General features: G+C 70.6%; 21 protein-coding genes. 15 read left to right on the top strand and 6 right to left on the bottom strand.

What is annotated here, in order from left to right; translation table 11 throughout:
- Positions 1 to 24 precede the first annotated feature (24 nt).
- The 3 genes from ACU6XJ_RS03900 (at position 25) to ACU6XJ_RS03890 (ending at position 5,817) form a co-directional block, all read left to right on the top strand.
- The gene (locus tag ACU6XJ_RS03900; RefSeq protein WP_476306927.1) at positions 25 to 1,983 is read left to right on the top strand and encodes a TIGR03960 family B12-binding radical SAM protein; all 1,959 of its coding nucleotides are present in this window, start codon (positions 25 to 27) and stop codon (positions 1,981 to 1,983) included.
- Positions 1,984 to 2,036: 53 nt separating this feature from the next.
- The gene (locus ACU6XJ_RS03895; protein ID WP_476306926.1) at positions 2,037 to 2,930 is read left to right on the top strand and encodes a TIGR03936 family radical SAM-associated protein; all 894 of its coding nucleotides are present in this window, start codon (positions 2,037 to 2,039) and stop codon (positions 2,928 to 2,930) included.
- A gap of 181 nt (positions 2,931 to 3,111) precedes the next feature.
- Entirely contained in the window at positions 3,112 to 5,817 is a 2,706-nt protein-coding gene (locus ACU6XJ_RS03890) for a translation initiation factor IF-2 N-terminal domain-containing protein (protein WP_476306925.1), read from the top strand.
- A gap of 132 nt (positions 5,818 to 5,949) precedes the next feature.
- On the opposite strand, the gene ACU6XJ_RS03885 is transcribed toward ACU6XJ_RS03890, so the two are convergent.
- Positions 5,950 to 6,921: a lysylphosphatidylglycerol synthase domain-containing protein gene (locus tag ACU6XJ_RS03885; protein ID WP_476306924.1), complete on the bottom strand. Its 972-nt coding sequence runs from the start codon at positions 6,919 to 6,921 to the stop codon at positions 5,950 to 5,952.
- Positions 6,922 to 7,331: 410 nt separating this feature from the next.
- On the opposite strand from ACU6XJ_RS03885, the gene rplU reads away from it, so the two are divergent.
- The 4 genes from rplU to proB all read left to right on the top strand — a co-directional run bounded on the left by rplU (position 7,332) and on the right by proB (position 10,588).
- Entirely contained in the window at positions 7,332 to 7,640 is a 309-nt protein-coding gene (gene rplU, locus ACU6XJ_RS03880; RefSeq protein ID WP_476306923.1) for a 50S ribosomal protein L21, read from the top strand.
- Positions 7,641 to 7,654: 14 nt separating this feature from the next.
- Positions 7,655 to 7,912, top strand: coding sequence for a 50S ribosomal protein L27 (gene rpmA, locus ACU6XJ_RS03875; RefSeq protein ID WP_476306922.1), 258 nt, complete (start codon positions 7,655 to 7,657; stop codon positions 7,910 to 7,912).
- 100 nt (positions 7,913 to 8,012) lie between these two features.
- On the top strand, positions 8,013 to 9,470 hold the full coding sequence (gene obgE, locus ACU6XJ_RS03870; RefSeq protein ID WP_476306920.1) for a GTPase ObgE: 1,458 nt from the start codon (positions 8,013 to 8,015) through the stop codon (positions 9,468 to 9,470).
- On the top strand, positions 9,467 to 10,588 hold the full coding sequence (proB, locus tag ACU6XJ_RS03865; RefSeq protein ID WP_476306919.1) for a glutamate 5-kinase: 1,122 nt from the start codon (positions 9,467 to 9,469) through the stop codon (positions 10,586 to 10,588). Before obgE ends, proB begins: the two co-directional genes overlap by 4 nt.
- A 610-nt stretch (positions 10,589 to 11,198) precedes the next feature.
- Here proB and ACU6XJ_RS03860 read toward each other — a convergent pair.
- Complete coding sequence (locus ACU6XJ_RS03860; protein WP_476306918.1) at positions 11,199 to 12,152, bottom strand: FAD-dependent oxidoreductase; 954 nt, start codon at positions 12,150 to 12,152, stop codon at positions 11,199 to 11,201.
- Positions 12,153 to 12,495: 343 nt separating this feature from the next.
- On the opposite strand from ACU6XJ_RS03860, the gene ACU6XJ_RS03855 reads away from it, so the two are divergent.
- Positions 12,496 to 12,642: a hypothetical protein gene (locus ACU6XJ_RS03855; protein ID WP_476306916.1), complete on the top strand. Its 147-nt coding sequence runs from the start codon at positions 12,496 to 12,498 to the stop codon at positions 12,640 to 12,642.
- A 4-nt stretch (positions 12,643 to 12,646) separates the two neighbouring features.
- Here ACU6XJ_RS03855 and ACU6XJ_RS03850 read toward each other — a convergent pair whose 3' ends face one another.
- Positions 12,647 to 14,758 carry a RecQ family ATP-dependent DNA helicase gene (locus tag ACU6XJ_RS03850; RefSeq protein ID WP_476306914.1) on the bottom strand — a complete coding sequence of 704 codons (2,112 nt, stop codon included), beginning with the start codon at positions 14,756 to 14,758 and terminating at the stop codon, positions 12,647 to 12,649.
- Between the two features lie 79 nt (positions 14,759 to 14,837).
- Here ACU6XJ_RS03850 and ACU6XJ_RS03845 point away from each other — a divergent pair, with 79 nt between their 5' ends.
- Positions 14,838 to 16,115: a glutamate-5-semialdehyde dehydrogenase gene (locus ACU6XJ_RS03845; RefSeq protein WP_476306913.1), complete on the top strand. Its 1,278-nt coding sequence runs from the start codon at positions 14,838 to 14,840 to the stop codon at positions 16,113 to 16,115.
- A gap of 133 nt (positions 16,116 to 16,248) precedes the next feature.
- Here ACU6XJ_RS03845 and ACU6XJ_RS03840 read toward each other — a convergent pair whose 3' ends face one another.
- Complete coding sequence (locus ACU6XJ_RS03840; protein WP_476306912.1) at positions 16,249 to 17,604, bottom strand: MFS transporter; 1,356 nt, start codon at positions 17,602 to 17,604, stop codon at positions 16,249 to 16,251.
- A 90-nt stretch (positions 17,605 to 17,694) separates the two neighbouring features.
- On the opposite strand from ACU6XJ_RS03840, the gene ACU6XJ_RS03835 reads away from it, so the two are divergent.
- Entirely contained in the window at positions 17,695 to 18,201 is a 507-nt protein-coding gene (locus ACU6XJ_RS03835) for a MarR family winged helix-turn-helix transcriptional regulator (RefSeq protein ID WP_476306911.1), read from the top strand.
- Here ACU6XJ_RS03835 and ACU6XJ_RS03830 read toward each other — a convergent pair.
- Entirely contained in the window at positions 18,198 to 18,824 is a 627-nt protein-coding gene (locus tag ACU6XJ_RS03830; protein ID WP_476313797.1) for a nitroreductase family protein, read from the bottom strand. The two genes, ACU6XJ_RS03835 and ACU6XJ_RS03830, sit on opposite strands and share 4 nt — an antisense overlap.
- Before the next feature lie 351 nt (positions 18,825 to 19,175).
- Here ACU6XJ_RS03830 and nadD point away from each other — a divergent pair, with 351 nt between their 5' ends.
- Positions 19,176 to 19,775 carry a nicotinate-nucleotide adenylyltransferase gene (nadD, locus tag ACU6XJ_RS03825; RefSeq protein WP_476306909.1) on the top strand — a complete coding sequence of 200 codons (600 nt, stop codon included), beginning with the start codon at positions 19,176 to 19,178 and terminating at the stop codon, positions 19,773 to 19,775.
- Here nadD and ACU6XJ_RS03820 read toward each other — a convergent pair.
- The gene (locus tag ACU6XJ_RS03820) at positions 19,757 to 20,074 is read right to left on the bottom strand and encodes a hypothetical protein (protein ID WP_476306907.1); all 318 of its coding nucleotides are present in this window, start codon (positions 20,072 to 20,074) and stop codon (positions 19,757 to 19,759) included. The genes nadD and ACU6XJ_RS03820 overlap by 19 nt on opposite strands.
- Positions 20,075 to 20,241: 167 nt before the next feature.
- Between ACU6XJ_RS03820 and rsfS the strand changes: the two genes are divergently transcribed.
- The 4 genes from rsfS to ACU6XJ_RS03800 all read left to right on the top strand — a co-directional run bounded on the left by rsfS (position 20,242) and on the right by ACU6XJ_RS03800 (position 22,865).
- On the top strand, positions 20,242 to 20,631 hold the full coding sequence (gene rsfS, locus ACU6XJ_RS03815; protein ID WP_476306905.1) for a ribosome silencing factor: 390 nt from the start codon (positions 20,242 to 20,244) through the stop codon (positions 20,629 to 20,631).
- On the top strand, positions 20,628 to 21,242 hold the full coding sequence (locus ACU6XJ_RS03810; protein ID WP_476306903.1) for a histidine phosphatase family protein: 615 nt from the start codon (positions 20,628 to 20,630) through the stop codon (positions 21,240 to 21,242). The genes rsfS and ACU6XJ_RS03810 overlap by 4 nt, the downstream gene beginning before the upstream one ends.
- Positions 21,239 to 21,946, top strand: a complete 708-nt coding sequence (octT, locus tag ACU6XJ_RS03805; RefSeq protein WP_476306902.1) for a diglucosylglycerate octanoyltransferase — start codon at positions 21,239 to 21,241, stop codon at positions 21,944 to 21,946. The genes ACU6XJ_RS03810 and octT overlap by 4 nt, the downstream gene beginning before the upstream one ends.
- Positions 21,947 to 22,016: 70 nt before the next feature.
- Positions 22,017 to 22,865: a DegV family protein gene (locus tag ACU6XJ_RS03800; protein WP_476306901.1), complete on the top strand. Its 849-nt coding sequence runs from the start codon at positions 22,017 to 22,019 to the stop codon at positions 22,863 to 22,865.
- The last annotated feature ends 212 nt before the right edge of the window (positions 22,866 to 23,077 follow it).

The raw sequence follows: 23,077 nt of genomic DNA, 5'->3' as shown, positions 1-23,077 counted from the left end.
CCACTGCCGTTACCCTGGGGCGTTGTGAGTGTGGAGTCGGTATTCGCCAAGTTGGAGACGCTGCTGCCGCAGGTCTCCAAGCCGGTCCAGTACGTCGGCGGCGAGCTGAACGCCACCGTCAAGGACTGGGACTCGGCCACGGTCCGCTGGGCGCTGATGTACCCGGACGCCTACGAGGTCGGGCTGCCCAACCAGGGCGTCATGATCCTCTACGAAATCCTCAACGAGCTGCCCGATGTGCTCGCCGAGCGCACCTACGCGGTGTGGCCGGACCTCGAGGCGCTGATGCGCGAACACGGGGTGCCGCAGTTCACCGTCGAGGGGCACCGTCCGGTGGGCGCGTTCGACGTGCTCGGGGTCAGCTTCGCCACCGAACTCGGCTACACCAACCTGCTCACCGCGCTGGACCTCGCCGGGGTGCCGCTGCACGCCGCCGACCGCACCGAGGACCACCCCGTCGTCCTCGCGGGCGGACACGCGGCGTTCAACCCCGAACCCATCGCCGACTTCATCGACGCCGCCGTCCTCGGCGACGGCGAGGAGGCCGTGCTGGAGGTCACCGGCATCATCAGGGCCTGGAAGGAGCAGGGCCGCCCCGGCGGACGCGACGAACTGCTCACCAGGCTCGCCGAGACCGGCGGCGTCTACATCCCGCGTTTCTACGAAGTCTCCTACCGCGCCGACGGCGAGATCGATCGGGTGGCACCCAACCGGGAGCGGGTGCCCGATCGGGTGGTCAAGCGCACCACCATGGACCTCGACGACTGGCCGTACCCGAAGAAGCCGCTGGTGCCGCTCGCCGAGAGCGTGCACGAGCGGATGAGCGTGGAGATCTTCCGCGGCTGCACCCGAGGCTGCCGGTTCTGCCAGGCGGGCATGATCACCCGCCCGGTGCGCGAGCGGTCCCTGCAGGGCATCGGCGAGATGGTGCAGAACGGGCTGGCGGCCACCGGCTTCCAGGAGGTCGGGCTGCTCAGCCTGAGCTCGGCCGACCACACCGAGATCGCCGAGATCACCAAGGGCCTCGCCGACCGGTACGAGGGCACCAACACCAGCCTCAACCTGCCCAGCACCAGGGTCGACGCGTTCAACATCGACCTGGCCAACGAGCTGTCCCGCAACGGGCGCCGCTCCGGGCTGACCTTCGCCCCCGAGGGCGGCAGCGAGCGCATCCGCCGCGTGATCAACAAGATGGTGTCGGAGGAAGACCTCATCCGCACCGTCTCGGCCGCCTACTCGGCGGGCTGGCGACAGGTGAAGCTGTACTTCATGTGCGGGCTGCCCACCGAGACCGACGAGGACGTGCTGCAGATCGCCACCATGGCCCAGAACGTCATCCGGGCGGGCCGGGAGGCCAGCGGCCGCAAGGACATCCGCGCCACCATCTCCATCGGCGGGTTCGTGCCCAAGCCGCACACCCCGTTCCAATGGGCCGCCCAGTGCGATCCGGAGACCATCGACGACCGGCTGCGCAAGCTGCGCACCGCGATCAACTCCGACCGCGGCATCGGCCGCAACATCGGCATGCGCTACCACGACGGCCAGCCCACGCTGATCGAAGGACTGCTCTCCCGGGGTGACCGACGCGTCGGCCGCGTCATCGAGGCCGTCTGGCGCGACGGCGGCCGCTTCGACGGCTGGAGCGAGTACTTCTCCTACCGGCGCTGGGTGGACTCCGCGGCGGCGGCGCTGACACCGCTGGGTGTCGACCTGCCGTGGTTCACCACCCGTGAGCGTGGCGAGACCGAGATCCTGCCCTGGGACCACCTCGACTCCGGCTTGGAGAAGGAGTGGCTGTGGGCGGACTGGCAGGACGCCCTCGACGAGCGCGAACAGGACGACTGCCGCTGGACACCCTGCTTCGACTGCGGTGTCTGCCCCGGTATGGACACCGACATCCAGATCGGCCCCACCGACCGCAAGCTCCTGCCCATCAGCCCGGTGGGCAAGGGCACCCCGGTCCGCAACCCGGCCTTGACCTGACAAGGAGAACCTCGCTGAGCACGCAAGATCGGCCCAACCCGTCCGCGTCGGCGGTGCAGAAGCTGCGGATCCGGTTCGCCAAACGGGGCCCGCTGCGATTCATCTCGCACCGCGATGTGGCGCGGGCGTTCGAGCGCGCGCTGCGCAGGGCGGGTGTGCCGATGGCCTACTCGCAGGGCTTCAGCCCGCACCCCAAGATCTCCTGGGTGGGTGCGGCGCCGACCGGGGCGGCCAGCGAGGCCGAGTACGTGGAGATCTCGCTGGTGGAGGCGGTCGACCCGGCGGCGTTGCTGGCCGAACTGGACACGGCGCTGCCCCCGGGTCTGGTCGTGCTCGAGGTGGTGACCGCGAGCGCCGGGTCGTTGGCCGAGCGCATCGACGCCAGCCTGTGGCGAATCGAACTGCCAGGGGTGTCCGCGGCGGCGCTGCGGGTGGCCGCGGAGCGGCTGCTGGCCGCCGAGCACATCGAGGTGCAGAAGCTCACCAAGAACGGGCGGAAGCCGATCGACGCGCGCCCCGCGATTGTCAGCGCGGAGGTGATCGCGGGGGGACAACCTTCCAATCTTGGACCGCCCGACCCGCCGCGAGATGTGAGACACACGGCATTCACCGAAATGGCCGCACCGGAATTAGCTGAATCGGGGGCAGACCGGGACGTTGACCACGATCCGGTGACTGCGACAACCCCCCGAGTGGACGATTGGCTCAACCAGGTCGGACCGTATGGGATACTCATGACGGTCGTTCGGCAGAGCACACCTGCAGTTCGACCTGACGATGTGCTGAGCGCGCTTCGCGTGGTCGCCGATTTGGAGCCGCCGGTAGCCGCAAAGGCGACCCGGTTGGCGCAGGGTCGGCTCGACGATGGTGGAGGCCTCGCCGATCCGCTCGCTGCGGATCGTGTGGTATCCCTGCCGGGGCGGGGAGCCCTTGGTGCGGGAGCCTAGAAGTCGGGCCAGCGCGTCGTTGTAGACCCAGCCGCCTGTGCGCCCCGGCGAAGCTTCCGGGGACCGGGTGGACGGCAGGATTCTCGCCGCGCACGGCGCGGTGGAGACGAAAGACGAAAGAAAGGCCCCTGCGCGGCCGCGTTCCAGCCATAAGGGACGCGCCCGGGGGCGGAGGAGCTGCATGTCGGACAACGAGGGACCCGCCGAAAGCATCGGCGGGGATTCCACCACATCCATGACCGGTGGCGGGTTCGCCACCGACCTTCCTTCCAAGCTGCGGGTACACGCCCTGGCGAAAATGCTCGACTCGGACAGCAAGCAGGTCATCACCGTGCTGACCGAGTTGGGCGAGGCCGTGCGCAGTGCCCAGTCCAGCATCGACCGGGACACCGCGATCCGCGTGATCGCGGCGCTGCGCCCCGAGCTGCTGGAGGCCGACGCGGTGCCGGTCGAGACCGCGGAGCAGGCGGCCGAGGCACCCACCTCGGGTGCGGCCCCGCCGCTGGTCCCGCTGTTCGCCGCGCCGGACCCGCTGTTCTTGCCCGCCCAGCCCGCCGCGGCAAGGCCGGACAAGCCCGCAAAGGCGGAGAAGCAGGCCAAGCCCGAGAAGGCCGCGAAGCCGGACCGCGCGGAGAAGCCCGCCAAGGCCGCGAAGCGCGCTGTCGTCGAGGACGAGGCCCCCAACCGTCCTGTCGTCGACGAGCACGACGACGAGGACGATGACGGCTCCGCCGACTCCACCCGTCGCCGCCGTCGTCGGGGTCGCCGGGGCCGCGGACGCGGCCGGGGCGGCCAGTTCGACGGCGACACCGACGACAACGAGAGTGGCGAGGGCGAGGCCGCCGAGAGCGCCGACGCCGAGGACTCCGACGCCGACCAGGGTGGCCTCGCGGGCACCCGCAGGCGCCGCCGCCGTCGTCGCAAGGCCGGTGGGGACGACGAGGCCCCCAACCGCGAGGACGACCCGCCGAACACGGTGGTGCACGTCCGCGAGGTCCGGCCGGAGCCCGCGCTGATGAGCTCCGACGACGAGGTGCGCGCCGTCAAGGGCTCCACCCGCCTGGAGGCCAAGCGCCAGCGCCGCCGGGACGGCCGCGAGGCGGGTCGCCGCCGGGCGCCGATCCTCACCGAGGCCGAGTTCCTGGCCCGCCGCGAAGCGGTGGACCGGGTCATGGTGGTGCGCGAGCAGGATGACCGCATCCAGATCGCCGTCATGGAGGACGGGGTGCTCGTCGAGCACTTCGTCACCGCCCAGGGCAGCGGCTCGCTGGTCGGCAACGTCTACCTCGGCCGGGTGCAGAACGTGCTGCCCAGCATGGAGGCGGCGTTCGTCGACATCGGCCGCGGCCGCAACGCCGTGCTCTACGCGGGCGAGGTGGACTGGGACGCCGCCGGTCTGGAGGGCAAGGCCCGCAAGATCGAGCAGGCGCTGTCCACCGGCGACTCGGTGCTGGTGCAGGTCACCAAGGACCCGGTCGGCCACAAGGGCGCCCGGCTGACCACCCAGATCAGCCTGCCGGGCCGCTTCCTGGTCTACGTGCCAGGCGGCGGCGCCACCGGTATCAGCCGCAAGCTGCCCGATACCGAGCGCAAGCGGCTCAAGGACCTGCTCAAGCGCATCGTCCCGGAGGACGCGGGCGTCATCATCCGCACCGCCTCCGAGGGCATCGCGGAGGAGGCACTGGACCGCGACGTGCGTCGGCTGCAGGCCTCGTGGGAGGTCATCAAGGGCCGCGCCGAGGGCACCGACGGCCAGCCGAAGGCCTCCGCGCCCGCGCTGCTGTACGAAGAGCCGGACCTGCTGATCAAGGTCATCCGCGACCTGTTCACCGAGGACTTCTCCGGCCTGGTCGTCCAGGGCGGCGCGCCCTACGACACCATCGAGGCCTATGTGCGGCATGTCGCGCCCGACCTGGTGCCGAGGCTGCGCAAGCACGTCGGCAAGCTCGATGTGTTCACCGAGCACCGCATCGACGAGCAGCTGATGAAGGCACTGGACCGCAAGGTCTGGCTGCCCTCCGGCGGCTACCTGGTGATCGACCGCACCGAGGCCATGACGGTCATCGACGTCAACACCGGCAAGTTCACCGGCTCCGGCGGCAACCTGGAGGAGACCGTCACCAGGAACAACCTGGAGGCGGCCGAGGAGATCATCCGCCAGCTCAGGCTGCGCGACATCGGCGGCATCATCGTCATCGACTTCATCGACATGGTGCTGGAGTCCAACCGGGACCTGGTGCTGCGCAGGCTCACCGAATGCCTCGGCCGGGACCGCACCCGCCATCAGGTCGCCGAGGTCACCTCCCTCGGCCTGGTGCAGATGACCCGCAAGCGCGTCGGCACCGGCCTGCTGGAGGCCTACAGCACCACCTGCGAGCACTGCCGCGGCCGTGGTGTCCTGGTCTCCACCGAGCCCGTGTCGATCACGCCCGCCGCGGGCAACCAGTCCAACGGTGCCGCCCAGCAGCAGTCGGGTGGCGGCAGCGGCGGCAACAGCGGTGGCGGTGGCGGCCGACGCAGGCACCGCGGCCGTGGCAGCGGCCCGGAGCAGGTGGCCGAGGCCGTCCGCAAGGAGCCGGAGGAGGCGGAGGAGACCCCCGCCGCCCCGGCGCCGGAAACGGCAGCTGAGCAGGCTTCCGAGCCTGCCCCGCAGCCCGCGGACCGCGACGAGGCACCCGAGCCGAAGACCGAGTCCAAGCCCGAGACCGAGTCCCGGCCCGAGCCGCAGCCCGCCTCGTCGGAGCAGCCCGAAGCCGCACCGGCGACGCCGGAACAGGCCGAGTCCCAGGAGCAGCGTGCCACGGTGTCCGTGCTTACCGGCACCCGCCGCCGTCGCGCCGCCTCCCGCCCCGCGGGCCCGCCGCAGCACGCCGTCAAAGAGGTTTGAAGAGCGATCGGCAACCTCCGTGAGCGTCTGAGCCGGACGCTCACGGAGGCAGGCCGAATCTGGAGCTCGTTGGACCCATGACAACCGCTGCCCTGCCGGAAACCAGCCGGCAGGGCAGCGGTGTGTTCAGGGTCAGGGGCGGCGGCGCAGCAGGCCGTAGCGCAGGCTCAGCACGATGTCGGCGACGGTGTGGCTGGCCCGCAACAGCAGGGCCACCGAGGTCGCCGCTCCCGCGCCGATCAGCGGGGCCATGGCCAGCACCAGCACCGCCTCGCGGGCGCCGACGCCCGCGGGCGCGATCACCACCAGCACGCCCACGATCCAGGCGAGTGCGAACGCCGCGGTGCACACCACGGCCAGCCGCGCGTCGTCCTGGGTCAGCGGTGAGGCCAGCACGAAGGCGCCCGCGCCGTAGAGGCCCCAGGCGGGAAACATCCAGGCGATGGGGCGCATGAGGCTGGTCCAGCCCAGTTCGGGCGGCGGCGGCCGCTCGCCGTTCACATCCGCCTTCTGCGGCAGCTTGCGCATGACGAAGAGCAGCACCTTGGGGTGCAGCAACGCGATCACCGGCAGCAGCAACAGCGCGGCCCAGTGCAGGCGGTCGGAGAACGCGGGCACCGCCAGCGGCAGCATCGCCGCGGTGATCGCGGAGGTGACCGCGTGCACCGCCATGAACACGGTGCCCGCCAGCACTGCGGTGCTCGCGGGCACGCCATGCTGGTGGGCGAGGCGGATCTGGGCGAGGAACGGCCACACCGATCCTGGCACGTACTTGCCGACCTGGGCGGGGAAGAACACCTGCCGGGCGACCCGGCCGCTGACCTCCTGGCCCAGCGCGGCCAGGCTGGCCCGCCACACCTGGGCGGTCACCACCAGGCCCGAGGCGACCAGCACGATTGACAGGATCATGCGGCCCCAGCCGATGGTGGAGACCGCGGAGAGCATCTCGTCCCTGCGGTTCTGCAGTGCCCAGCCCGCCAGCACGACCGCGCAGAGCACGAAGGCACCGCCGAGCAGGTCGGCCCGCCACCGCCGTACCGGCGGGGCCGGGGGAGTGTCCACGCCTGCCGTCATCCGCACGGTGCGGTGAGCCGGTTCCGGCAAGGACCAGTCATGCCATGCCCGCCTTCGCTGCTGTTTCGCTACTGTCATGCCGCTTGTCGCTGATGAGTCCCGTCACGGTAGCAATCGACCTCATGGGGTGCAGTGGACGACTCCGACCACCCGTCCTTGTGATCATCCCGTTACTCCCACCTGCCGCGACGAAACCGACTGCCAGCGCAAACACCATCTTTCGACATGGCACCTGAGAGACCGCTGACAACCTGGTCACGGGCGAGCGGGGGGCCGGTTTGACCTCGGTTCGGGGCGCCACGTAACCTAGTCGTCGGCCCGCCGTTCGGTGGGCTGAGCTCTGCGTCGCGCGACCGCCGGTAGAACGACGAGTCTGCGCAGACGCGAAAGCCCGAATGCCGGTCACAGAGCCGGCTCCCATGCAGTCAGGCAGGTGACCCGTGTACGCGATCGTCAAGACCGGCGGCAAGCAGTACAAGGTGGCTGTCGGTGACGTCGTAGAGGTCGAGAAGCTCGATGGTGAGGCCGGCGCCGAGGTCTCTTTCCCGGCGCTGCTCGTCGTCGACGGCGACGATGTGATCACCGATGCCGCCGCTCTCGGAAAGTTCTCGGTGACCGGCAAGGTCGTCGAACAGACCAAGGGCCCCAAGATCCGCATCCACAAGTTCAAGAACAAGACTGGTTACCACAAGCGCCAGGGTCACCGCCAGCGGTTGACCAAGGTCGAGGTCACCAGCATCAAGAAGTGAGGACCTGAGCAGCCATGGCACACAAAAAGGGCGCGTCCAGCTCCCGCAACGGCCGTGACTCCAACGCCCAGCGCCTCGGTGTGAAGCGCTTCGGCGGTCAGGTCGTCAGTGCGGGCGAGATCTTGATCCGGCAGCGCGGCACCAAGTTCCACCCGGGCGTCAACGTCGGCCGCGGCGGTGACGACACGCTGTTCGCCCTCGCCCCCGGCGCGGTCGAGTTCGGCGTGAAGCGTGGGCGCAAGACCGTCAACATCGTTCCGGCCGAGGCCTGATCCGGCCCGGAACGCTCTGCTAGACCCCGGCGAGGGGCGGGACCGGTCATCCGGTACCCGCCCCTCGCCGCTTTTTCAGCACAGAAACTTTGGAGGACCGGTGTCCCGATTCGTGGACCGGGTAGTGATCCACGTTGCCGCAGGCGCGGGTGGCAACGGGTGTGCCTCGGTGCACCGGGAGAAGTTCAAGCCGCTGGGCGGCCCGGACGGCGGCAACGGCGGCAACGGCGGTGATGTCGTGCTGGTCGTCGACCCCGGCGTGCACACGCTGCTGGACTTCCACTACCGGCCCAACGCCGCCGGTGGGAACGGCCGCCAAGGCCAGGGCGCCAACCGCGATGGCGCCAACGGTGACGTTCTGGAGTTGAAAGTGCCCGACGGCACCGTGGTGCTCACCGAGGACGGCGAGGTGCTGGCCGACCTGGTCGGCGCGGGCACCCGCTTCGTCGCGGCCCAAGGCGGCCGCGGCGGGCTCGGCAACGCCGCGCTGGCCTCCAAGGCCCGCAAGGCGCCCGGCTTCGCGCTGCTCGGCGAGCCGGGCGAGGCCCGCGACCTGGTGCTCGAGCTCAAGTCGGTGGCAGACGTCGGCCTGGTGGGCTTCCCGTCTGCGGGCAAATCCTCGCTGATCTCGGTGCTGTCCGCGGCCCGCCCCAAGATCGCGGAGTACCCGTTCACGACGCTGGTGCCCAACCTGGGCGTGGTCACCGCGGGCGAGGCGGTGTTCACCGTCGCCGACGTGCCCGGCCTGATCCCCGGCGCCAGCGCGGGAAAGGGCCTCGGCCTGGACTTCCTGCGGCATATCGAGCGCTGCGCGGTGCTGGTGCACGTGATCGACTGCGCCACCTACGAGAACGACCGCGACCCGGTGTCGGACTTCGAGGCATTGGAGGAGGAACTCGCTCGCTACACGCCGTCGCTGGGCGGTGAGTTGGCCTCCCGCCCGCGAATGGTGGTCCTCAACAAGATCGACGTGCCGGACGCCCGCGACCTCGCCGACCTGGTCCGCCCCGACTTCGAGGCTCGCGGCCTGCCGGTGTTCGCGGTGTCCACCGCCACCCGCGAGGGCCTGCGCGAGCTCACCTTCGCGATGGCCAAGATCGTCGAGGCGCATCGGGCGGCGCAGCCCGCCCCGGAGGCGACCAGGGTCGTGCTCCGCCCCACCGCCGTGGACGAGGCGGGCTTCACCGTCGAGGCCGACCCCGAGCAGGAGGGCGGCTTCATCGTGCGCGGCTCCCGGCCGGAGCGCTGGGTGCGGCAGACCAACTTCGGCAACGACGAGGCCGTCGGCTACCTCGCCGACCGGCTGGCCAGGCTCGGCGTGGAGGACGTGCTCGCCGAGATGGGCGCCCAACCCGGCTGCCCGGTCACCATCGGCCCGGTCACATTCGACTGGGAACCGTCGACACCGGCGGGCATCGCGATGACCATGACCGGGAGGGGCAGCGATCCCCGGCTGGAGGGCGCGGGCCTGGCACACCGGCCGAGCGCCGCGGACCGCAAAGCGGCCCACCGGGCCCGACGCGGTCTGGACGTGCAGGAGGATGACGAGGAGCAATGAGCCAGCCGCTCTCTCCCACGCGGGCAGCGGTGAGCGCCGCCCGCCGGATCGTGGTGAAGGTCGGATCTTCCTCGCTGACCACGGCGGAAGGCGGCCTTGACCCGGACCGGCTAGGCGGGCTGGTCGACGCGGTCGCCGCGCGGGTCGCCGCGGGCAGCCAGGTGGTGCTGGTCTCCTCCGGCGCCATCGCCGCGGGCCTCGCCCCGCTGGGCATGCTCCGCAGACCGCGTGACCTGGCCAGCCAGCAGGCCGCCGCCAGCGTCGGCCAGCTTCAACTCGCGCACGCCTACCAGTCCTCGTTCGCGCGCTACTCGCTCACCGTCGGCCAGATCCTGCTGACCTCCGACGACGTGGTGCGCCGCGCGCACTACCGCAACGCCCAGCGCACGTTCTCCAGACTGCTGGCCCTGGGCACGGTGCCGGTGGTGAACGAGAACGACACGGTGGCCACCGACGAGATCCGCTTCGGCGACAACGACCGCCTCGCCGCCCTCGTCGCCCACCTGGTCGGCGCCGACGCCCTGGTCCTGCTGTCCGATGTGGACTCCCTCTACGACGGCGACCCTCGCCGCGGCGGCGCCCAGCGCATCCCCGAGGTCACCGACTGGTCCGAGGTGGACGGCGTCAACGCAGGCAGCGCGGGCGCGGCAGGCCTGGGCACCGGCGGCATGGCCACCAAGCTGGCCGCCGCCCGCCTGGCCACCTCCGCGGGCATCCCGGTCCTGCTGGCCGCCGCCGCCGACGCGGCCAAGGCCCTCACCACCGCCGACCTGGGCACCGCCTTCGCCACCACCGGCCGCCGCATGTCCGCCCGCCGCTTCTGGCTCGGCTACGCAGCGGGCGCCGCAGGCCGCCTCCGCCTGGACGACGGCGCCGTCTCGGCCGTAGTGGCCCGCCGCCGCTCCCTGCTGGCCGCGGGCATCGTCGGCCTCGACGGCGACTTCGAAGCAGGCGACGTGGTCGACCTCCTCGACCCGACGGGCACCGTCGTGGCCAGGGGAGTGGTGGCCTTCGACGCGGTCGAACTCCCCGACCTCATCGGCCGCTCCACCCACCAACTCCCCGAAGACCAACGCCGCGAGGTAGTCCACGCCGACGACCTCGTCCCCCTTCACTGACCGCCTCGCCCGTGCACCGGGGCGCGGGGTGATTCGCCTGAGATGCCGCCTTCCCCATTCGCGCCCTCGCCCTGCTTGCGACCTGTGCGCTGACCGTCTCGCCCTTCCACCAACCGCCGCCCCGCATGCTGACGCCCGCTCTTGCATCGCCCGCCCACCCGCCGGCGGGACCGGGCCTGCCTGTGATGCGTACGGGCCGGAGTGAGGGCTTCTGCGCCAGTTGGAGGCACTCGGTCCCGATTTCCTAGTGGCGTAGCGGTTGGTGGCGGCCATGGTGGCGCACAGCGCTGGGCGGCGGTAACCGAGATCCGCCTCGTGCACCCGGGTGCGGTGGGCGCGACGGCGCGGGCGGGCGATCGCGCCGTCGATGATCCGCAACTCGGCCGGCTACCGGCAACGGGCGACACAGGACCGCGAGTCAGCTTCCGCGTGCCGATCCATCTCCGCTCCCCGCCGTGCCTCTAGGCTCGATTCGGGGGCGCCTGCACACCAGTCGCCATGATGTCGCCCCAGGTCGACATCATGCGCCCCCGCGGCGACATGACGCGCCCCGCCGGCGACATGATGCGGTTTCGCGGAGTCGGCGGGCTTGTGGTCTCCCGGTGCGTTCTCACGGCAGCAAACCCGCCACTTCCGCGGCGCAGCCCCAGGCGAGGCTGACGCCCGCGCCGCCGTGGCCGTAGTTGTGGATCAGCGTGCTGCCGTTGAGCCGCGTCGCCTCCACCCGAACCGAGGGCCGCACGGGACGGAAACCGACCTCGTCGGCGAGCACCTTCGCCTCCGCCAGCCTCGGCTCGACCTCCGCGCAGCGCCGTCGGATCCGCTCCGCCGTGGCCGGGTCGGGCTCGGTGCCCCACTCGCCGGGCAGCGCGATGCCGCCCAGCACCACGCGGTCCTCATGCGGGAAGAAGCTGATCCACTCCGATACCGCCGGGTTCTCCACAAAGAACTCCGTCAGCCCCGGGTTCTCCACGATCACGTGCTGGCCGCGCAGCACATCGACCTCCGGGTCCGGCACCAGGGCGCGGGCCCCGTGACCGGAGCAGTTCACGACCACCGCCGCCTCGTGGGCAACCTCGGCAAGACCGGTCAGCCGCCGCTGTTCGATGTGCCCACCCGCGGCCCGTAGCCGTTCGCCCAGGTGGTCCAGATACCGCCGCATGTCGACCACGGGCGCGACGCACCGGTACCCGCTGACGAAACCTGGCGGCAGATCCTCGGGCGCGCAGGTGGTGACCGACCCCAGGTCGGCCAGCCAGGGCGGAGCCTCGACGCCATACGTGCGGGCCGCCTCGATGCCGCCCGCCAGTCGGACGCCCGTGCCGGGTTCCTCGGCCTGGGCGAGAAGCTCACGCAGCGATTGCCGCGCCCACTTCATCACCTTGTCGTGAGGTTCGGCGAACACCGGGCCCCACACCGCGCCCGCCACCGCAGAGGTGGTGTCCCTGGAAGGGTCCGCGCTGAGCACGCGCACCCGCTCACCTGCTTCCGCCAGGGTGATCGCGGTGGTCAGGCCGATGACGCCCGCGCCGACAACGATGATGTCCCGCTCTCCGATCGTCACCCGCCCGACGGTAGTCACCGGCCCCGGACGGCGACACCTGCCCTCGCCGACCCGCACTGCGGCACCCCGCGGGCCGACCGCCGAAGCCGGGGCGAGTCGCCACTCGAACTCGGCCGTGACGGCGAACCGTTAAATCGGATGCGCCCCCGCCGTCCGCCCTCTACCATGCAGTCCATGGGCACTTTGCTTTTTCTCTGAGCCGGTCGGGCTTCCCAGCGTCTAGTTGACGCTCATCAGGTGTGCGCTGCCAGCAGGCCGCACGCGGTGATTCACATTCGAACTCACCTACTCGCATCGCCCGTTGCTTCGCGGCTCGCGCCGCACATTCCCGCGAGGAGGACTCATGCCTGCCAAGAAAAAGGATTCCGCCGTACCGCCGTACTGGGCCAAGGCCATGGCGAACAAGAACGGCGGCAACGCCGCCCAGTCCCGCCGCGCCTCCCAGGTGTCGGCGAAGAACACCAACTACCGCGGTCGGGGTATGCGCTGACCCGCTAGGCGGTGGTGGCCAGCACGAAGGGAAGCACGGCGGTCGCGCCCGCTTCCCGGAGTCGCCTGGCCACCACCGTCATGGTCCACCCGGTGTCCACCCAGTCGTCCACCAGCAGCACCGGCCCGTCGACCTCGGCCAACCGGGCGCGGAGTTCCTCGTCGACCCGGAACGCCGACCACACCGCGGCCACCCGATGCGCCGAGTTGGCCGAGCCGCCGCGCACCCCGTCCGGCCCGGCGTAGCCGACCGTGCCCAAGAACCGAAGTCTGCCGATCTCGGCCAACCGCTGGGCCAGGCTGCCGATCAGCTTCGGCCTGCGCTGTGAGTCCAGCGCGATCACCGCCGCGGGCCGCTGCTCCCAGTCCCATTTGGCCAGCACCTGGATGCATCCGGTGAACAGCTCATCGGACACCAGTTGGTCCGGTGCGTCGGACGCCAGCAGGTCACGGAGCCGGTTGCCCCAGCCGACGTCGGTCAGCCTGCCCAGCGCACGACCCGGCTGCGCCGCGTGGTCCGCCGAGATGCGGCCGGACACCGGCACTCCCAGCGCGTCCATTCCGCTCGGCCACTGCTTGCGCGGCGAGATCTCCACTCCAGGACGGCCAAGCCACTGCCTGGCCGCGTCCAGTGCCTGCTGGGACACCTCCTCCGACCAGCGGCGTCCCGTGCAGTTATCGCACCGCCCGCAGGGCGCCGCCTCCGGATCGTCCAACTGCGACCGCAGGAACTCCATCCGACAGCGTTCGGTGTCCACATAGGACAGCATGGCGAGCTGCTCCTGCTTGCGCGCCACCGCGATCCGCCCATAGCGCGCCTCGTCGTAGCTCCACTCCCGCCCCGTGGACTCCCAGCCGCCGCGCACCCTGCGGACCGCGCCGTCAACGTCGAGCACCTTCAGCACCACCTCCAGGCGGGTGCGGTTGAGCTCCACATGCGGCTCCAACGCCGCCGTCGACAGCGGGCGGTCCGCTTGGGCGAGCACCGCCAGCAGGGTGCGGACCACCTGCTCCGGCGGGAACGCCAAGGAGGCGAAGTACGCCCAGATCTGTGCGTCCTCCCGACCCGGCAGCAGCAGCACCTCCGCCCGCCGCACCCCACGGCCCGCGCGACCCACCTGCTGGTAGTAGGAGATCGGCGAGTTCGGGGCACCGAGGTGCACCACGAACCCGAGGTCCGGCTTGTCGAACCCCATGCCCAACGCCGAGGTGGCGACCAGCGCCTTGACCCGGTTGGCGAGCAGGTCGGCCTCCGCCTGCTCCCGTTCGGCGGCGTCGGTGCGCCCGGTGTAGGACGCCACCGGATGCCCCTGGGAGGACAGGAATCCCGCGATCTCCTCGGCCGCGGCCACCGTCAGCGTGTAGATGATCCCCGAACCCGGCAGTTCTGCCAGTTTCTCCCCGAGCCAGGCCAGCCGGTGCTCGGCCGACGGCAGCCGCAGCGCCGCCAGGTGCAGGCTCTCCCGGTCCAGGGTGCCGCGCAGCACCAGCGCCGCCTGGTCGCCGATGCCCAACTGCTCTGCGACGTCATGCACCACCCGGTCGTTCGCGGTGGCCGTGGTGGCCAGCACCGGAACGCCGTCAGGCAACTCGGCCAGCAACGTGCGCAACCGCCGGTAGTCGGGGCGGAAGTCGTGGCCCCAGTCGGAGATGCAGTGCGCCTCGTCCACCACGAGCATCCCCGCCGACGCGGTCAGCTTCGGCAGCACCTGGTCCCGGAAGTCGGGGTTGTTCAGGCGTTCGGGGCTGACCAGCAGCACGTCCACCGCACCGTCGTTGACCCGCTGCTGGATGCCGTCCCATTCGCCGATGTTCGCCGAGTTGATCGTCGCCGCGTGCACACCGGCCCGCGCCGCCGCCTCGACCTGGTTGCGCATCAACGCCAGCAGCGGCGAGACGATCACCGTGGGCCCGGCGCCTTGGGCTCGCAGCAGGGCGGTGGCCAGGAAGTACACCGCCGATTTGCCCCACCCGGTGCGCTGCACCACCAGCGCCCTGCGGCGCTGCTCCACCAGCGCCTCGATCGCCGTCCACTGGTCCTCGCGCAGCTTGGCATCACTCCCGGCGAGTGCCCGCAGCCGCTCTTCCGCCAGTTCACGCAGGGCGAGTTGGGTCATGCCCCCACCCTGCCGCATGGCTCTGACAACTTCGCGGCGGGGAGCAAAACGGCCTGGCGCGCACCCGTAGGCTTGCCCTGTGACGACCGAGATCCGCGATCAGGTGCACGAGGCGGCGGGCCGGGCCCGCATCGCCGCCGCCGACCTCGCCCAGGCCACCCGCGAGCAGAAGGACGCGGGCCTGGCGGCCATGGCGCAGGCGCTGCTCGACCGGGCCAAGGAGATCCTGGAAGCCAACGAGCGCGATGTCGAAGCGGGCCGAGCGGACGGCATGTCCGACGGGCTGCTGGACAGGTTGACGCTCACCGAGTCCCGGCTGGACGGCATCGCCGACGGCCTGCGCACCGTCGCGGGTCTGCCCGACCCGATCGGCGAGGTCCTGCGCGGCGGCGTGCTCGCCAACGGCCTCGAGCTTCGGCAGGTGCGGGTTCCGCTGGGTGTGGTCGGCATGGTCTACGAGGGGCGCCCCAATGTCACCGTGGACGCCGCGGGCCTGACCTTGAAGTCCGGCAACGCCGCGCTGCTGCGGGGATCCTCCTCTGCGCAGCACTCCAACACCGCGTTGACCGCCATCCTGCGCGACGCCCTGGAGAGCGCTCGGCTGCCCGCCGACGCGGTGCAGTTGCTGCCGTGTGAGGACCGCTCCTCCGTGCGGTACCTCATCACCGCTCGGGGGCTGGTCGATGTGGTCATCCCGCGTGGCGGCGCGGGACTGATCGCGGCCGTCGTCGAACACGCCACCGTGCCGACCCTGGAGACGGGTGTCGGCAACTGTCACGTCTATGTCGACCGCGCGGCAGATGTGCCGACCGCGGTGCGCATCCTGCTGAACTCCAAGGTGCGCAGGCCCGGCGTGTGCAACTCGGCGGAGACGCTGCTGGTGCACGCCGACATCGCCGCCGACTTCATCCCCGAGGCCGCTCGCGAACTGGGCGCGGCCGGGGTCACCGTGCACGCCGACGAGCGTTTCGCCGCGGCCGCGCTGGCGATGTGCCCGGTGGTGCCCGCCCGCGACGAGGACTGGGACACCGAGTACCTGTCGATGGACATCGCCGCCGCGGTGGTGGACTCACTCGACGACGCCATCGCCCACATCGACCGCCACGGGTCGGGTCACACCGAGGCCATCGTGACCAACGATGTCGCCGCGGCCCGCCGGTTCTCCGCCAGGGTCGACGCCGCGGCAGTCGCGGTCAACGCCTCCACCGCGTTCACCGACGGTGGCGAGTTCGGCATGGGCACCGAGATCGGCATCTCCACCCAGAAGCTGCACGCCCGCGGGCCCATGGCACTGCCGGAGCTCACCTCCAGCAAGTGGATCGTGTGGGGCGACGGGCACGTCCGCTCCGCCTCCTAGCCGCGCCCGCCGACCAGCACGATCGCGTTGAGCCCCGGCACCGCCTTTCGGGCGTGCCGAACCCAGGCACGCGGGTGGGAACCCCGGCTGTCAGTAGACCGCCGAGCGCTCACCCGGGGTGGATCGGCCGAGCTCACGCCGCCAATCGTGCGGGGCGCAGGAAGAACGTGGTGACCAGCGCGATCACGCCGGGCACCGCGGCCGCCAGGAACACCCAGGACAGTGCGGCGGTCTGATCACCGTGTCGCAGCCCCACGGTGAGCACGACACCCAGCAGCGATGTGGCCAGCGTGGCGCCGAGCAGCCTGCCGAAGGTGGCCAGCCCGGTCGCCGCCCCGAGGTCAGCTTTCGGCACCGCGTTCTGCGTCGCGACCAACTGCGCCTGGTTCGACAGGCCTGCCGAGGAACCGAGCAGGAGCAGCGCGGTGATCACGATCCCCCAGTCACCACGACCCGCGGTGGACAGCAGCAGGACCGCGGTGAGGCCTGCGCCCGCGCTGGCAATGGGGTACCAGCGGTAGTCGCCGGTGCGGGACATCGCCCGCCCCGCCAGCGATGACGCGGCCGTCATGGCAACCGCCATCGGCAGCAGCGCCGCCCCCGAACCGGTGGCAGAGGAGCCGAGCACCACCTGCGCGAACAACGTCAGAAAGGACAGCAGGCCCAGCGTCGTGAAACCGTTGAGGAAGCCCATGGCGGTGGCGAGCGCGACCACCCGGTTGCGGAACAGCCGCAGCGGCAGCACCGGATCGGCGGCTCGGCCCGCCGAGAAGAGCCAGCCCGCGCCGAGTGCGAGGGTGGCCACCAGCATCACCAACGCCTCTGGGGAGTCCCAGCTCAGGTTGGTGAGTACGAGCAGGGAGCCTGCCGAGCCTGCGATCAGCCCCGCGCCCGCGTAGTCGATGGCCTTGCGGGTGATCTCCTGCCTGCCCTTGAGGTTCAGCGTGACCACGGCCAGCACCAGGACGCCAAGCGGGATGTTGATCCAGAAGATCCACCGCCAGCCGACGTGGTCGGTCAGCGCTCCGCCCAGCAGTGGCCCGAGCAGGCTGCCGACCAGCAGCACGACCGAGCTGTAGCCCTGGTACTTCGCCCGCTCCCGCGGTTCGAACAGGTCGGCCATGATCGCGAACATCAGGACGATCAACCCACCGCTACCGATGCCCTGGACGATGCGGAAGACGACTAGCTGCCACATCGAGTCGGCGAAGCCGCAGGCCGCCGAACCGATGAGGAACGTGCTGACCGCGAAGAGGAAGACACGCTTGCGGCCGAGTTGGTCGCCGAGCTTGCCGTAGATCGGCATGGTCACGCTGGAGGCCAGGAAGTACACCGTGGTGGCCCAGGAGTACTGGTCGAGCCCGCCGAGTTGGCCGACGATCGTCGGCAGCGCACTCGCCATGATCTGCGTGTCCAGCACGGTCAGCAGCATCGCCACCAGCAGACCTGCGAAAACGACCATCCGGCTGCTGTCCTGGCGCTGCGTCACGGTTGTCACTCAAAGCCCCCAGCATCAAGAAAATGAATGCTGTGAGCATATAAGTGCCGATGACATGCGTCGAGCGATATTCTTGGCCTCGTGAGCACGGACCGGGCGCTGCTGAACCTGATCGATGTGGCCTTGCTGCGCATCTTCCGCAGCAAGACCAGGCAGACCGCGGCCCGCTGGGCGGTACTCAACGGCGGACCTCGGGTGTTCGCGGAGGACCTCGGCGTGGTCTGGGTGCTCAGCAGGGAATCACGCCGCGACCCCGCCACCGAGATCAGCGTCGGGGAGATCGGCGCGCTGCTGGGCTGCGACCAGTCACGGGCCAGCCGCAAGGTGAGCTCGGCGATCGAGGCGGGCTACGTCGAGCGGGTGGCCTCCCAGCAGGACGGCAGGCGCAGTTGCCTACGCCTGACCGACAAGGGCGAAAAGCTCGCCGAGACGATGGGCGAGTACCGCTACTCCTACTTCGAACGGCTGATGGCGGGCTGGAGCCCGCAGGACCGCGAGCAGTTCGCCCGGCTGCTCGACCGCTTCACCCAGCCGATCGAGGAGATCATGGCCGAGACTGCGCACGTGACGCTGCCGCGAGAGCCCTAGACGGTCACCATCACCTGGTCCAGGGACTTACGCACCAGGTTGGGCACCACGCAATCCTCGGCGGGATAACCGACCGGGATCACCGCGAACGCCTTCTCGTTGCGCGGTCGGTCGAGCACCTCGCCGAGGAACCGCATCGGTGACGGGGTGTGCGTGAGCGCGGCGAGACCGGCGAGGTGCAGCGCGGTAAGCAGCATGCCGACCGCGATGCCCACCGACTCGTCGACGTAGTAGTGCTTGTGGGTGGTGCCGTCCTGCTCGATGAAGAACCGCTGCTGGAACACCACGATCAGGCAGGGCGCGTCGGTCAGGTGAGGCTTGACGTCGTCGGTGCCCAGCGGCCGCAACGCGCCCAGCCATTCCTCGCCGAGTCGCCCGGCGTAGGAGATGCGCTCCTCTTCCTCCGCGGCTTCCCGGATCGCCCGGCGCACGTCGGGGTTTTTGACCAGCGCGAACGTCCACGGCTGCTGGTGCGCGCCGCTGGGTGCGGTGGCGGCCACCGCGATCGCGTCCAGTACGACCTGCTCGGGCACCGGGTCGGGGGAGAACATCCGCACCGTGCGGCGCTCGTCCATGCGCTCGCGCAACCGGGCCGCGGTCGCCAGCGACTCCTCGACCGGCATCCGGGGCGGGTGGTAGGGCACCGGCTCGTAGGGCTGCCCGTGGATCGGCTTCCACTGTGTCGCGTTCGTCACCCGATCGAGTATGCCGACGCCGTGTGGCGAACTGAAGGCTTCGGACACAATTATTCGCACGAACATGTTCGGTAATCGAACAGTGCGCCACGTCACTTCGTCCTGCCGTCATGCGTTGGGGACGAAGGCGTCTCTTCTTCGCGAAATGGGTTCCGGCCCAACGCCCGGCGGACGCCTCCCTTGTCCGCCGGGCACCTCCCTGGAAACCGCGGGGCGCCCGACGTGGCCCCCAGCACGTGGGCACCCCGCGGTCCCTGCGTTCGTTTAGGCTGATCAGCTATGGCTGACGGGCGGCGAATCGGCGTGATGGGCGGAACCTTCGATCCCATCCACCACGGACACCTCGTCGCGGCAAGCGAGGTCCAGACCCGATTCGAGCTGGACGAGGTGATCTTCGTACCCACCAGCCAGCCCTATCACAAGCCGGACCGCGTGGTCAGCCCAGCCGAGGACCGCTACCTGATGACGGTCATCGCCACCGCGTCCAACCCGCGGTTTTCCGTCAGCCGCGTCGACATCGACCGTGGCGGCCGGACCTACACCTTCGACACGCTGCAGGACCTGCACGCCCAGCACCCCGACGCGCAGCTGTTCTTCATCACCGGCGCGGACGCGTTGGCCGAGATCCTGTCCTGGCACCGCGTGCACGAGCTGTTCGACTTCGCCCACTTCGTCGGGGTGAACCGCCCCGGCTACCACCTCGACGGCGACCACCTGCCCGCGGGGACGGTCTCGCTGGTCGACGTCCCCGCGATGGCGATCAGCTCGACCAGTTGCCGGGCCAGGGTCGCCGCGGGCGAACCCGTCTGGTACCTGGTGCCCGACGGCGTGGTGCAGTACATCAACAAGCGCAGCCTGTATCAGGCCGCGGAGGACTGAGCCCCGCCGCGCCGGTCGCACAGGCAGTTGTTCTGCGCGGCCTTCTCCTCGGTGTCGAGCAGCAGCCGGGCCAGGCTTCGAGCCGCCGAGGGAGCCAGCAGGATCGGGTCCTGCGCCCGGCCGTCCACGACCCGCGAGACGGTGACGTAACAAGCAGGCGGGCTGCCCGGGAACTCATGGTACTCCGCCTGCACCAGAACGGTTTCAGGCGCCGAGCTGAGACAGGTTTCGACCATGCCCGCCGATCTCCAGCAGAGGTGGCTGTCGTCGGGCTCCAGGTTGTCCTCGGAAGAACTCATGTCTTAAATGTTCCGACCGCAACATTTCATCCCGGTCATGTTTTCGTCCTGGTTGTCGAACGACCTTTGCCGCACCCCACGGGCCGTACCACAGCGCTCGTCCGACTCCCGAGTAGGCTCTCTGACTCGTGTGGGTCCATTCACGGTCCCGCGCGGGGAGGAGAAAGGTGACAGCCACCGACGAGGCGCGCCGGTTGGCGTTGGTCGCGGCGCAAGCGGCCGCCGACAAGAAGGCCCAGGACGTCGTCGTGCTCGACGTGTCGAATCAACTCGTCATCACCGACTGCTTCGTGATCGCATCGGCGCCCAACGAGCGGCTGGTGCAGGCGATCGTGGACAACGTCGAGGAGAAACTCCGCGACGCGGGCACCAAACCGGTGCGCAGGGAGGGTGCGCGCGAGGGCCGGTGGGTGCTGCTGGACTTCGTCGACGTGGTGGTCCACGTGCAGCACAACGAGGAACGCAGCTTCTACGGCCTGGAGCGGCTGTGGAAGGACTGCCCCCGCATCGAGTTCACCGACCAGGGCGGTCCGGCCGACGAGGACAGCGAAGAGTGACCCTGCGACGGTTGGTTTTATGGCGGCACGGCGAGACCGATCACAACGCGGCGGGCCGCATCCAGGGGCATCTCGACTCCGAGCTCACCGCGGTCGGCATCGACCAGGCGCGGCTGGCCGCCCCGGTGCTGGCCATCTTCGAGCCCACCGTGGTGCTGAGCTCCGACCTGCGCAGGGCGTCCGCCACGGCCGCGGCGTTCTCCGAGGCCACCGGCATCCCGGTGGCCTTCGACCAGCGGCTGCGGGAAACCCACGTCGGCAAGTGGCAGGGCCTGACCCATGACGAGGTCGAACTGGGCTGGCCGGGCGGCATCGCAACCTGGCGGGCGGACCCGACCTGGGCGCCGCCCGGCGGCGAGGCCAGGATCGATGTGGCCACCCGTGCGGCGGAGGTCGTCGCCGAGTTGGACCTGCTGTACGAGGGCACCGCGCTGCTGTGCGCGCACGGCGGCCTGATCATGGGGCTGACTTGCAGGCTGCTCGGGCTTCCGGTCGAGTGCTGGCCGAACTTCTCCGGCCCCGGCAACTGCCGGTGGACGGTGCTCGCCCGGCGCTCCGCCGACGAGCCCCAATGGCGGCTGATCTCGCATAACGCGGGTATCGAGGGTTGAGGCTGCTGGTCGTCGGCGACTCGCTGACCTTTCACGGCCCCGCCGACGCCCGCCCCGCCGACGATCCACGACTGTGGCCGCAGGTCGCCGCGAACCGCCTCGGCGGCAGCGCCGAGATCGTCGCCGGATTCGGCTGGACGGCGCGGGACGCCTGGTGGGCGATCACCCGCGACCCACGGGTGTGGGCGCTGATGCCGAAGGTCGACGCCGTGGTGCTCGCCACGGGAAGCATGGACACGCTGCCCTCACCGCTGCCCACTTACTTGCGGGAAGGCCTGCGCTACCTGCGTCCCGACGGCCTGCGGCGGTGGGCCAGGAACGCCTACCTCGCGATGCTGCCCGCGCTGTCCAGAATGCTGCGTGGTCATCCGGTGGCGCTGCCCGCGGAACTGACCGTGCACTACCTGGACCGGTCGCTGGCCGCGTTGCGGGGCGTGCGCCCCGATCTGCCGGTGGTCGGGGTGGTGCCCTCGGTGCACCACAGCGCCGAGTACGGATTCGTCCACACCGGACACGCCAGGGCGGTCGCCGCGGTGGTGGAATGGGGACGGTCGCGGGATGTCCCGCTGCTGGACCTGCCGCTGCTGGTCGGCGCGCACATACGCGCGGGCGAGGGCAATCCGGACGGTATGCACTGGGGATGGCAGGCGCACGAGGCGGTTGGGGAGGCACTCGCCGGGCTCGTGCGGATCAGCGCGTCGTAATCGTTTCGGTGCAGGTTAGGAGCTCTCCCCGGTGCCGTCCCCGCAGTCGTCGGATCTAGGCTCGTCCACCGTGCGCGTCGCAGTGGTCACCGACTCCACCGCCTACCTTCCGGAGGGCTTCGCCGCCCGGAACCGGATCAGGGTGGTGCCGTTGCATGTCACCGTCAACGACCAGACCAGGCTCGACGGCGTTGACCTCGGTTCCGCCGAGTTGGCCGCGGCGATGCGCGAGCACAGAACGGTTTCGACCTCGCGGCCCACGCCCGCGGAGATCGGCGCGGTATACCGGGAGGCGCTCGCCGACGCCGACCGTGTGGTGGGCGTGCACATCTCGAGCAAGCTCTCCGGAACCTGGGAGGCCGCGGTGCTGGCCGCCGAGGAGATCGGCACCGACCGGGTCCGGGTGGTGGACTCACGCTCGGCCGCGATGGGACTCGGCTTCGCCGTGTTGGCCGCCGCCTCCGCCGCCGAGGACGGCGCCGCGCCCGCCGATGTCGAAGCGGTGGCGGCCGCGGTGGCGGAGCGGGCGAAGGCGTACTTCTGCCTGGAGACACTGGAGCACCTGCGGCGCGGCGGTCGGATCGGCGCCGCGGCGGCACTGCTGGGCACCGCGCTGGCCATGAAGCCGGTGCTGCACGTCCACGAGGGCCGCATCGAGCCGCTGGAGAAGGTGCGCACATCCAGCCGTGCCGTGCTGCGACTGGTGGACCTGGCCGCCCAAGCCGCGGAGTCGGATTCGCGGGTGGGGATCGCCGTGCATCACCTCGGGGTACCGCAGCGCGCGGCCGACCTGGCCACCAAACTCGACGAGCGGCTGCCCGCCGCGGGCGGCTGCCTCGTCTCCGAGGTCGGCGCCGCGATCGGCGCGCACACCGGCCCGGGCATGCTCGGCGTGGTCATCCTCCCCGGCGGTTACTGACCGCATCGGACCGCCCCGGCGATCCCCCGATCGCACAAAGACTTCCGGCCTGAACGCCGGTGTTTCGCACACCCGGCGTGTCCCTATGTCCGATGCTTACCCGCGTTCGGCGCAACATGCACCGCATTTGCCAACCGCCCCAACGCATTCACCTGCGGAAACGTGTCGAGACATGGCCTTCGGCCTCGAAGTTGTCCACAAGACACCCCGTT

The sequence above is a fragment of the Actinorectispora metalli genome (assembly GCF_056323685.1).
The sequence above is the reverse complement of the archived record's forward strand: the minus strand, read 5'-3'. Positions and strand labels throughout refer to the sequence as shown.